General features: G+C 42.4%; 7 protein-coding genes. 1 reads left to right on the forward strand and 6 read right to left on the reverse strand.

The window, feature by feature from the left end; genetic code table 11:
* Nucleotides 1–40 precede the first annotated feature (40 nt).
* Nucleotides 41–2,866, forward strand: coding sequence for a CHAT domain-containing protein (locus tag AC59IL_RS02390; protein WP_496550472.1), 2,826 nt, complete (start codon nucleotides 41–43; stop codon nucleotides 2,864–2,866).
* Between the two features lie 797 nt (nucleotides 2,867–3,663).
* Here the strand turns inward: AC59IL_RS02390 and AC59IL_RS02395 are convergent.
* From AC59IL_RS02395 to AC59IL_RS02420, 6 genes are all read right to left on the reverse strand, one after another.
* Nucleotides 3,664–3,885, reverse strand: coding sequence for a hypothetical protein (locus tag AC59IL_RS02395; protein WP_496550473.1), 222 nt, complete (start codon nucleotides 3,883–3,885; stop codon nucleotides 3,664–3,666).
* 408 nt (nucleotides 3,886–4,293) lie between these two features.
* Nucleotides 4,294–5,076 carry a hypothetical protein gene (locus AC59IL_RS02400; protein ID WP_496550474.1) on the reverse strand — a complete coding sequence of 261 codons (783 nt, stop codon included), beginning with the start codon at nucleotides 5,074–5,076 and terminating at the stop codon, nucleotides 4,294–4,296.
* Nucleotides 5,077–5,085: 9 nt separating this feature from the next.
* Nucleotides 5,086–5,688, reverse strand: a complete 603-nt coding sequence (locus AC59IL_RS02405) for an RNA polymerase sigma factor (RefSeq protein WP_496550475.1) — start codon at nucleotides 5,686–5,688, stop codon at nucleotides 5,086–5,088.
* A 517-nt stretch (nucleotides 5,689–6,205) separates the two neighbouring features.
* Nucleotides 6,206–7,300: a redoxin domain-containing protein gene (locus AC59IL_RS02410; RefSeq protein WP_496550476.1), complete on the reverse strand. Its 1,095-nt coding sequence runs from the start codon at nucleotides 7,298–7,300 to the stop codon at nucleotides 6,206–6,208.
* Between the two features lie 71 nt (nucleotides 7,301–7,371).
* Entirely contained in the window at nucleotides 7,372–8,757 is a 1,386-nt protein-coding gene (locus AC59IL_RS02415; RefSeq protein WP_496550477.1) for a RagB/SusD family nutrient uptake outer membrane protein, read from the reverse strand.
* Between the two features lie 12 nt (nucleotides 8,758–8,769).
* Nucleotides 8,770–12,051, reverse strand: coding sequence for a SusC/RagA family TonB-linked outer membrane protein (locus tag AC59IL_RS02420; RefSeq protein WP_496550478.1), 3,282 nt, complete (start codon nucleotides 12,049–12,051; stop codon nucleotides 8,770–8,772).
* Nucleotides 12,052–12,087 lie beyond the last annotated feature (36 nt).

Here is a 12,087-nt window from a genome sequence, read left to right on the forward strand (position 1 = left end):
TATAAACAAGGTATCTTCGCCAAATCCTGATGTGTACTTCATGGTGAAGACAACAACCCGTTTTATATTATGGAATGTATTGCTTTTGCCGGTGTGCTGGCTTGTATGCCTGTCGTACAATACCCGTAACACAGGTACGCCAAAAGAGATACAGGCTTTGTATGCAAAAGCCAACCGGTTATTCAATCTTTCCGATCCTACCGACGCTACCGACAGCATTGCCCTGATTATTTTTCAGCAGGTAATCAATCAATTGGAAAAGCAGGCAAATACTACCGATACGGTATTATTTTTCTCATATCTCAAAAAAGGCATTCTGCTCGAAGTAAAAAACAGTTATACCGAATCGAAAGAAGCCTATTTGCACGCGCATCATCTGAAAACAATCAATCCCCAATGGAGTGATTCATTATTGTATGAGGTATCGCTTCACGCCGGTTCGGTGTATTACCGCATCAACAATTTCGATTCGGCCAACTATTATCTGTTACAGGCAGAAGCATTGTCGCAACGATTTCCGGGTGTATCTGAAAAAGAAAGATTATTTAACGACCTGGGCGTGTTGTATCATGAAAATGGCAATTACCTGCAAAGCATCAATTATTTAACGCATGCCCTGCATATAATTTCAGGCCGGCGCCAGGTTGATTCTTCATTCATCATTAGTATCGAACAAAACATTGCTGCCGATTATCACAAACTGGGTTTGTATAACCAGTCGCTATCGCTTTATCAAAAAATACAATCGCATGGCGTGTATAGCAGCTTTATATTTAACAATATGGGCACCGCCTGGAGTGCAGGGGGAAATTATCAGCAGGCCCTTGCCTGTTACAGAAGGGTGAACGCAAAAGAATTCCCCTCTGTATTTAACCAACTCGCTTATGTGCATCTGCAACTGAAGCACTTTGATTCTGCCCAATATTACCTCAACCGGTTTACCGAATGGGCCCAACAAAATAAGTTCGCAGCAAACAGAATATACAACGGCATTAATGATTTATACTGGTCGCTCCTGTTGATCGAACAACACCAACAGGACGCAGCATTAAATACCCTGCAAAAGGCAATTATTGCATTCAGCAGTCACTTTAACAGCATCGATGCACATACGAACCCTGACAATTTTATCGGAACTTTTACATCCTTCCACTTATACAGAGCTTTATTTACGAAGGGGCAAACATTTGAGCAGCTGTACCAGCTTCGAAAAAAAGAATCTTACCTGCAGGCGGCTTTATCGACCTATAACAGCGCCATCAGCCTGTTACGTTATATCGAAAAAAGCTATGAAACAGACGACGCCAAACTGTTTTTAAAGAATAACAGCCAGCAGGCCTTCCAGCATGCTTTTTCGGTATGCATGCAACTGCATAGTATGCACCCAAATGCGGGCTATCTTGAACAGGCATTTATAACAGGCGAAAGAAACAAAGCTTCGGTAATGTACGCAGGGGTACGGGAAAAAGCTTTTCAAAAAATACCCGGTATTGATCCTGCATTGATACAACAGGAAAGAAACATTAAATACAACCTTGCCCGCCTGAGCATAAAAAGCGATCAAACGCAGGATAGTATCTCACTCGAAGCTATTGCCAAAGAAAAAGCCATATTTGAAATACAATTGTCGCAGATACAGAATAAAATTGAACAGAACAGTTCTTATTACAAACTCAAATACAGCGAATCGTATCCTCGTATTCAGGAAATAAGAGAGCATATAAACAGGCAACAGGCGGTTATCAGTTTTTATACAACGCCCGATAAATTGTATGCATTTGTTATTACCCGGTCGGCTTTCGGTTTTACGGCTATCGACTCCTTCCCTGCCCTGCAGCAAACGATCGTTAACTGGCTTACTGCTTTAAAAAGCACCGGAAGCGGCAGAAGGTTCAAAGGCGATCTATGGGCTGCCGCATTATATCCGCAACTGGTAAAACCGGTTCAGGCTTTGGCTGGCGATAAAGAAGAATGGATCCTTATTCCGGATGGCATTTTGTATTATCTGCCGTTTGAATCGTTACCGGCCGGCGATGGCACAAAAACATTACTCGAAACAACAGAGATCAGTTATCAGTTCGCATCGCGTTTTTTAGTAGCGACGCCCGGGCAAAAAAATACTTCCGCCTCCTATTCAGTGCTGGCATTTGCACCCTTTGTTCAGAAAGGAATGCCCTTTCCGCATCACGAGTTCAAATTCATGAACCAGCTGAGTGCATCAGGCAGCGAAATTGCCGGATTACCGGGAAAATATTTTATCAATACACAGGCTACCAAACAACAATTTCTGAAGGAGATCAATCATTATCCTGTTGTGCACTTAGCTACGCATGCCATTGCAGATACGGCTAACCCTTCGGCTTCTTTTATTGCTTTTTATCCGCAAACACAAATACCGGCCGAAGATGGATTGTACCTCGGGGAATTATATAGCCTGAATATGGATGCCACACAGCTTATTATCATCAGCGCCTGCGAAACGGGCAATGGCCAGCTGGTAAACAGCGAGGGCGTATTGAGCCTTACACGCGGTTTTGCATATGCCGGTTGCGCCAGTGTGGTAAATAGTTTATGGAAGGCCGATGACGAAGCTACCAGCGCCATTTTACAACAATTTCATGTATACCTGCAGAAAGGTTATACCAAATCAAAAGCATTGCGGCTGGCCAAATTAGATTACCTGCACAGCAATGCCCTGCATAAAACACCCGATTACTGGGCGCATTTAATTTTAATCGGAAATACAGAACCGGTAGTAAAGAAATCTTCTCCGTATGTAATTTGGATACCTGCAATCAGCATACTGCTAACGGCATTATTTATTGGCTGGAAAGTAAGAAGTAAAAAAAGAAAAAAGTCGACGTAGTCTCATAGTAATACGGATTTTAAAATTGCTCTGATGTGTGTACTCCGGACTACGGCAGGGTAAACTGCGTTATCCATTAGAGGTTAAATTGACGTCGACTTTTAAGTTTACATCCCCGTTTAGAGATGAATTCGTTTGGGTATTATAGATACGTTGTGTTTATTGTAAATAGTAACCGGGAAACCATTGCTGGTTGTCCCGGTTAAAACTTTTGTTGGGAGATCATGGTCTCTTTCACAGGAACAAAAATAAGAGGTTCAATACGAAAAAATTTGTTTAGCTAATCAGGCCAAATCAGAACATATCAAACCACGGTTTTCAAGGGTGTTTGGATTTAAGGTTCAGGGATCGGATTTTATAAAAACGGTAATGAATAATGGTGAAAAATAATTCCTGAAAAGGGATGGCTCGCTCTCAAAAGAAAGTCCACCCTTTCAGGATTTTTTTTAATGGCTACATTTCAATGCTTACATTTCAAAGAACCTTTGTAACGCACGAAACAATAAAATCAAAAACAATATGTAAATAAGTTGAAAACGTAGTTCGTAAAGAAGAACCATTCTGGTTTCTCTGCCGTGGACGTAATCGCCACTCAGGCTTCCATGTCATGATCCAAGTCTTCACGAACAGTGGTAAAGAGTGTGTTCATAAAAACCATTCCGGTTTCTCTGCTGTGGTCGTAATCGCCACCCAGGTTTCCATGTAATGGTTTTGAAGGTTTATGAACATTTCCTGGGCCGTTCATTCAGATGAGAATTATTCTGGTTTCTCTGCCGTGGTCGGTAATATATCGCCACTCAGGTTTCCATGTCATAATCGGTCTTCATGAACGTTCTCAGTTTGCCGGTGAAGAAAGGAACCATTCTGGTTTCTCTGTCGTGGCCGGTTAACCGCCACTCAGGCTTCCATGTCATGATCCGTTTCTTCACAAACAATAATTGTATACGCGGGGAGAAGGGTATCATTCTGGTTTCTCTGCCGTGGTCGGTAATATGTCGCCACTCAGGTTTCCATGTCATGACCCGGTTCAGTACGCGAATACTATTCGTAAGGAAGAACCATTCAGGTTTCTCTGCCGTGGTCTGTTAACCGCCACTCAGGCTTCCATGTCATGACTCGATCCTCACGAACGTCAAGCTACGTCCGTAAAGAAAGATCATTCTGGTTTCTCTGCCGTGGTCGTGTTGGTCGCCACTCAGGCTTCCATGCCATGGTTCAAGTCCTCACGAATGCTCAGTTATTGTAATCCCGCCTGAGCGGGAAAAACAACTAAGATTATGTAGTGAGCGCTTTATCAAAAAAGCCACTCAGTATTTTTTGCTGAACTATGTAAAAGAACTGCTTACATTAAATAGTAAAAGCTGGGGAACTGAACGTAACCGGAAAATGAGATTTTTTTGAAAAAAACCGAAAAATATGATTATCAACTACTTGCCAGATTTAAATTCCAAAATCCGCAAATTGGCCGATGAAATACGGGCGGCCTGCTGATAATATAAATGATTTTTATCGGCCCGAATCTGATTAATTATAATAATGGCTTCTTTGGCCTGGTTATTTGCCAGTAAACTCATAGCCAGATAATATTGCGCTTCGTCGTGAAAATAATCATCACCGGTTTGCGCATTGTTTGCCAACACCTGTTTAAATTGTTCAGCCGCTGCCGAAAATTTTTGCAGCTGCATGTTAGCCATACCGCACAGGAAAAACGCTTTATTATCTTTTTGTATTGTTTTATTGAACGAGGATATTACTACATTCCAGTTTTTGTTTCGATAAGCATCTTCAATGGCAATGCTTCCTGTGTTGCCGCGGCTTGTATTTAATGTATAAGGCACGAATGCATCCTTATACAAACTTTTCGGGCTGGTAGTAACATATTTAAAACTACCTGCTGCTACTATCAGGAAAAGCACACAGGCTGCCACGCGGTAAATGCTTCGCATGGTTACCATACCGCGCAAGCGCGGTACTGTTTTTTGCATGGGTATCACTTCCGAAGGATGAACGGCTTTAAATTGTTCTTTTACAGCCGCTACCTGGTCGAACAAAGCGGCATATTCCACAGCCTGAACAGCCAGTTGCAAATACTGCCATTGCTTACGTACTTCCGTATCAGCATTAATTACCTGCTCTATTTCCCTCATTTCACTTTCTTCGAGGGTTCTGTCGAGGTAATTCACCAGTAAACGTTCATTCCTGCTATCCATATAATTACGTTATCTTAAAGTTTGATCAACGAGCCGCGCTATAACCGGATTGTCTTTAAATAAACCCGTTAAATGCTGCAGGCATTTGTATTTTTTATTTCGCACCACCTGTTCATTTTCATATGGAAGGTGGTTCAACATATCTTTCATCGAACAATTTTCATAATAAAACAGCGTGAGAATTTTTTTACACGGCTCGCCCAGTTTATTCAGCACTTCGCGAAACTGTTGTTTGATTTCGCGATCGGCAATATACTGGCTCACATCCATTTCATTGGTTTCACGACTGTTTTCGAACAGTTGCTCACGAATGCCTGAACGCTCTCTTTTCTTTAACTCATTTAACCAGGTATTTCGCGCAATAGCTACGAGGAACGTTTTTACAGATGCTTCTCCCCGGAATTTCTCTTTTTTAATAAGATCAATAAAAGTCACCACAGTTTCCTGAAAAATATCTTCGGCATCCTGTGGCGTTCCGCTATTGGCTAGTATGAAAGAACTGATCGTATTGGAATACTCCTGGTAAATGAAAAAGATGGCGTCATTCAGTTGATTCCCCAATCTGATAGCAGTTATCAGATCTGCATCAGCATACTTTTTGCCCTTTATCATGCTCCGTTATTAAATAGTAAACGCCGGCCTTGCTTTTGTAACCGGAAATTGCATTTTTTTGAAAGAAATAGATTTTCCCCGAAGGCCTTGCCCCTTTATGGCGGGGTTTCGGCATAAAAATATAAAACTGTGGTTTATAATCACATAATCAAATTTCGCGTGTTCAATGTAATTGATAAATGTCAATTTTTAAACGGTTTGCACAATTTTTTTATTCTGCACATCAGAGAGGTAATATAAGACTGGCAACGAGGGAAAAAGTAAAATCAGGCAAGACATTCTTACGATATCGTTTGCGTAAATGAGAAACTAATAATTTACGAATAGGGATTTTATTTAATTGTAAATAAGACCCGTAAAAATTTAATGGTAAGTGGGTATTGTGTAACGAGCAGTGGGCAATAGACAATAGACAAATGCACCACATAGGTACATGAAGTAATAGCCGTGCCACGGGTTGTTATTCGACTTCGCTCAGGACCGTGGCACGGCTTACTAACTGTGTAACTGGTAACTATTAATTCGCATCCAATACTTCGTGCAGTTTGGCTGCGAGGTCATCACCGCGTAAATTTTTGGCGATGATCTTTCCATCTTTGTCTAACAGAAAATTCATAGGAATGCTTTGTATGCTGTATAGCTGTGCTACGGCATTGCTCCAAAAATTCAGGTCCGATACGTGCGTCCAACCCGTGAGGCCATCATCATGAATGGCTTTTAACCATTTTTCTTTTGCGTTGGGTGCATCGAGCGAAACACTGAGAATGGTAAACCCTTTGCCTTTGTATTTATTAAAAGCGCTTACTACCGCAGGATTTTCATGACGGCAGGGTTTGCACCAGCTTGCCCAAAAATCGAGCAATACGTACTTTCCTTTAAAATCATGTAGCGATACATTGACCCCGGCAGTATCGGCCTGGGTAAAATCGGGAGCTATTTTGCCAATGGCCGTTTTTTTAAGGTCCTGTACCCGGGTGTAATAATCTTTTACTACTTTATTATTCTTTAGTGAGTCGGATAATAAATCATATATAGGTTCTATCTTTTCGGGATCGGGTGTTATACCGCCCATGTCTTTCAATGCATCAAAACTTACGAGACTGCCGGGGTGATCTTTAATGAACTGCGTCATAAGCTCCTGCCGTTTTTGCAGCAACGACTGACGAACGCCTGCATCAACACCTGTATCAGCTTTCTTTACTTTCATCAGCTGATCGCTTACCGGTTTCAGCAATACTTTTAATTGCTCCAGCTCATTGTTCAGTTTTGTGCCACTGAATTTAATATGCGCAGCCGAATCGGGACTGCCAATTTTTATTACTCCCGGTTCGATATATATATTAAACCTGTTATCGGCATTACGCATACCCGCACCTTTTTCGTCGAGCACAAACATACCCTTTACCGGAGCGGATATACTTCCTTTAAATTCAAATGCACCATTTTTCAAAACGGCTGAATCAAGTACATACTTTTCGCCCGGATCAAAATACAAATAAGCTGTTGCCGGCGCATTCAGCTTTCCGACTTTACCACGGATACTAAAATTGTTTTTCTGTGCAAGTGCGATTAACGGTAACCATGTAATTGCGATTAGTGCTGTTCTTTTCATATTATAGGCTTTTAATACAACAGGCAATTTGCAAAATTGTTAATTGCCTATTGCCTGTTGCTTATTGGTTATTACTGGCCAAGGGCCGGGTTGTTCAATACTTCTTTATCAGGAATCGGGAATGTTACAGCTGTCGACTTCCAGGTTGCTGACTTTTCAGCACCCAGCACAGCATCAGCACGTCCTGTGCGAACCAGGTCGATCCAACGGTGGCCGTATCCTTCGCCAAACAATTCGAGCTTACGTTCTCTTTCAATTGCCAGCAACACATTTGCCTGCGTCATACCATAACTTAATGCAGTAAGTCCTGCGCGGGTACGGATGGCATTTATATCATCGATGGCGCCATTCAGGTTATTTTGCTGAGCTCTTGCTTCGGCCCTGATGAGGTACTGCTCGGCCAGGCGCAGTAACATATAATCTTCATATGCTGATGAACTGGCAGGTGTGCTGGTTTGCCTGTATTTATAATCATAATAAAACGTGCCTGAAGAAAGAGGTAAATTGCCAATCCAGTTCGCTAAACGCAAATCGGTTGCATCGAATGCATTGTACAATTCGGGCCGTACGATGTAAAAGTAATTCGAAGAAGTAGTACCGGCAGGAGGAACACAATTGCCGGCCCAGTACGTGTAGTTATAATCGGAGCCTGTATTCACCTGCCAGATAGCTTCCTTGCTGCCTCTTAAAAATACTTTCGTTAAATCGGTAAGCAGCGTAAAATTAGCAGTATTACTGATCAGTTCGGTTGCTTTTGCTTCGGCATTGGCCCAGTTTTTCTGATACAGGTATACCCTTGCAAGCAATGCGGTGGCCATATATTTATTAAACCGGCCGTTGCGCACCGTACCTGCCGGCAATTTAGCTTCGGCATATTTTAAATCATCTGCAACGGCATTCAGCACATCGGCCTTTGGTGTACGGCCAATGGTAGCTGTTTTTGTAACATCGGTTGTTTGTATCAGCGGCACATTGCCCCAATACATGGTTAAATATAAATGGCAAAATGCCCTGAAAACCTTTGCTTCGCCCGTATATACTGCCTTCAAACTATCTGAAATGGGACTGGCCGGTACATTTTCAATAATGTTATTGGCCTGATAGATCACCGAATAAAACAACGTCCATGTGTTTTGCAGATCCTGATTGGAACCGGGAAGGGTATTATTGGTGAAATCATCGTAGTAGGTTGATCCGCCATACACAAATTCATCAGCCGCCGCTCCCAGTAAAAAATCGCCCTGATAGTTTAAAAAGTTAGGGTTCTTTAACGCAAACGTATACATGCCATTTACGGCCGCCAGTGTATTAGTGGCAGTGGAAAAAGTACTCTGTGTTGTCATCTTATCCTTTGGCAAATCAATTTCGAGGTACTTTTTGCAGGCGCTGAATGAGCTTATGACGCCCAGAGCAGCTATATAAAACAGAAAGCGATTATATTGATTGATCATTTTCATATTCATTTTTCTTTAAAAAGTTAACTGAATACCACCTGTAATCGTTTTTAATACAGGTGTAGCGTTTTGCGTTTCCGGATCAAGCCCTTCATATTTTGTTATGGTGATCAGGTTTTGTCCCTGCACATAAAGGCGTACGTTCTGCGCACTTATTTTATCAGCAAGCTTCCGGGGCAATGAATAAGAGAATGAAAGGTTCTTCAACCGTGCAAACGATGCATCGGTATATGCATAATTCGAGATGTATAACCGGTTTAACATGATAGAACCAATAGCCGATGAGGCAGAAGTTGTTAACCCGGGTTGTGTACCATTGGGGTTGGATGTACTCCAGTTATCTTTCACCATAAAGGTGGGCACGTTCACTTTATAACCGGCAGGGAAGTAAAATGCCCTTTGCGCACTATATCCGTTTTGTTTGGTGAATTGTATAAAGAAGTCGAGGCTGAACCCTTTATACGAGAAGGTATTTCCCATACCTCCGTAATACTGCGGAACCAACGAGCCGATGGTGACATAATCGTAGAGGCTCGATAAATAGCCGTCTTTGTTCACGTCTTCAATTTGCGGAACGCCGGTTGCCGATAAACCGGTATAATGATAGCCACGGGCCAGTTGTACGGGTTTTCCTATTTCATAGGTATTATAATAGGCCGATGAAGCGAGGTTGGGAAAATCTAACAACTTGCTTTGGGGGAAAGTGATATTGAAAACAGTTTGCCAGCGAAAATCTTTATGGTTGATGTTTATGCTGCTCAGCTCAAACTCCCAGCTGGTCATTTGCACCAGCGCCGGCAGGTTTGCCTGATAATAAGGAAATCCCGTTTGGGTAGGCAGAGGCGTTTGTACCAGCTGATTGGCCGAGCGGTTGCGGTACCACGCAGAAGTAAACAAAATTCTGTCTTTCAAAAAGCCCAGCTCCATCGCTACTTCCAGTTTTTTATTCTCTTCCCAGCTATAATTGGGGTTACCTATCTGGTTGGCAAAAATGCCGATATTTCCATTGTAAGCCGTACTGTAATTGCTTGTATACAACGGCAGATAGTTGTAATCCAAAATCTGATCGTTACCTGTTGTACCATAGCTTGCCCTGAATTTTCCGAAGCTTAAAACAGGCAAAGCATTTCTAATCAGCTCTTCCTGCGAGAATATCCAGCCGGCGCCAACCGACCAGAAGTTTCCGAATTTCTTACCGGGGCCGAAACGGGATGAACCATCTCTTCTGAAGGTACCGTTCAGAATATATTTATCCATGAAGCGGAAATTCAACCGGCCAAAACCCGAAATATATTTGTACTGTGAGCTGGTATTGTTCTTATAGGTAATATTTGTTGCAGCACTAATAGTTTCAATCAGGTCGTCACTCGAAAAGTTAGTACCTGTTATCATATTGCTTCTTGATGTTTTTGACTGGGCAGTACCACCAGCCAAAGCACTAATGGTTAATTCACCCATCTGACGGGTATAATCAACCTGCGGCTCAACAATATACGATTGTACATTATTGTTACCAAAGCTGGCCAGGCTTTTGGTAGATGAGGTAGAGGTAGGGTTATAGGAAATTGCCGGTTGTGTAGTTTGCTGTGTGAGGAACATTTTCGTAAACCCGATATTCACTTTGGCGTTTAAGCCGGGTAAAATGGTATACCTTAATGAAGTGCTGGTAATAAGATTATCGGTGAGGTTGCGCCCCACCCTATATGGGTACGACCAGGGATTGGCGGTATTGGCCTGACCATCTTTTGGAATCCAGTACAAGGCGCCGGTGCTATCGTAATGCGGGAAATTCGGTGATGCATAAATGGCCACAAACGGATCGTTTGCCAGTGTTTTGATATTATCGTTGGTATAGGTTATCGATGTATTGATGTTGAATTTTTTATTGGCAGAATAATGATCGATATTAATGTGGCCTGATACTCTTTTATCGTAGTTATTGCCATATATGATCGATCCTTCGTTATGATAACCTAAGCTGAGCAGAAAACGGGTGGTTTCGTTACCGCCCGAGGCAGCAGCCTGCACGTTGCTGAAAGGCGCTGTATTACCCAATATCATTTTAGGGAAATTGGTGTAGGCGTTCTGGTCCCAAACCAACAGGTCCTGAGCATTGCTGGTGGTGGGTGTAATACCATCAGCCGCAAACGCCTTTTTCCTGATATCGAGGTATTGCTGTGTATTTAAAAATTCAGGGATGCGCGTTGCCTTGCTTGATCCTGAATAGGCATTCACATCAAATTTTGTTTTGCCTGCTTTTCCTTTTTTGGTTGTAATTATTACAACGCCATTTGAACCGCGCGAACCATAAATAGCCGTGGCATCAGCATCTTTTAAAACAGTGATACTTTCAATATCCATTGGGTTAACACTGTTAAAAGGGCTCAGTTGTCCGCTGGCAGTGGCATTTGTAACAGAACCTGATGTAGGAACTGTTAATGAGGCCGCCTGCACAGGCACCCCATCTATTATATATAAAGGATACGCTGTAGAAGAAAGCGAATAGTTGCCGCGTATCTGCATACTGATACCCGCACCCGGAACACCGCTGGCGCTGGTAACCAGCACACCTGCCATTCGGCCCTGCAATGCCTGCAATGGATTGGTTACCGGTTGCTTTTCAATATCCTGGCTTTTTACAGAACCCTGATCGCCGGTATTGAATCGTTTGGTGCTGGTGCCATAGGCTATTACCTGTACTTCATCGAGGTTGCTCAGCACCTGTTTCAATGCAGCGATAATATTGCCGGTGTTGTTGTTTACTTCAATAGTGCCCACATAATCATCGAAGCCCACATACGATACTTCGAATTTGTATTTTCCTTTAGGCATCTTAGTTAATACAAACTCGCCCTTCGCATTGGAATTTACCATTTTGCCCAACGATGTAATTCTGATTGTAGCACCCTGCAACGGCGAACTGGTTTCGCTAAGCACGGTACCTTTTACATCAATTAACGTATCTGCAGGTTCGGGCACTTTTTCATTTGAAGCAGGCGATCTCCTTCTTCTTATGATCACCGTTTTATTTTCAATGCTGAAATCGAGGAGTTGTTTTTTAAGACATTCATTCAGCGCATCCTGCAGCGAAACATTGGTTACTTCAATATCAACCTTCGGTGCAGTTTCAACCATCTGTTTTGTATACAGAAAGGTGAAACCTGTTTGCCGTTGAATTTCGCGAAACGTTTGCTGTAACGTAGCGTTTTTCAAATGTAATGTTACATTTTGCTGGGTGAATCCCTTAGCCGAAACACACAAAGTGCCTGCAAGAACAAAAACGAAACTCAATTTCATAAGCAGGAAGAATTTTAGCACTTTCCTTCTCCCGGG

The organism is Niastella sp. sgz303648, from assembly GCF_059587045.1.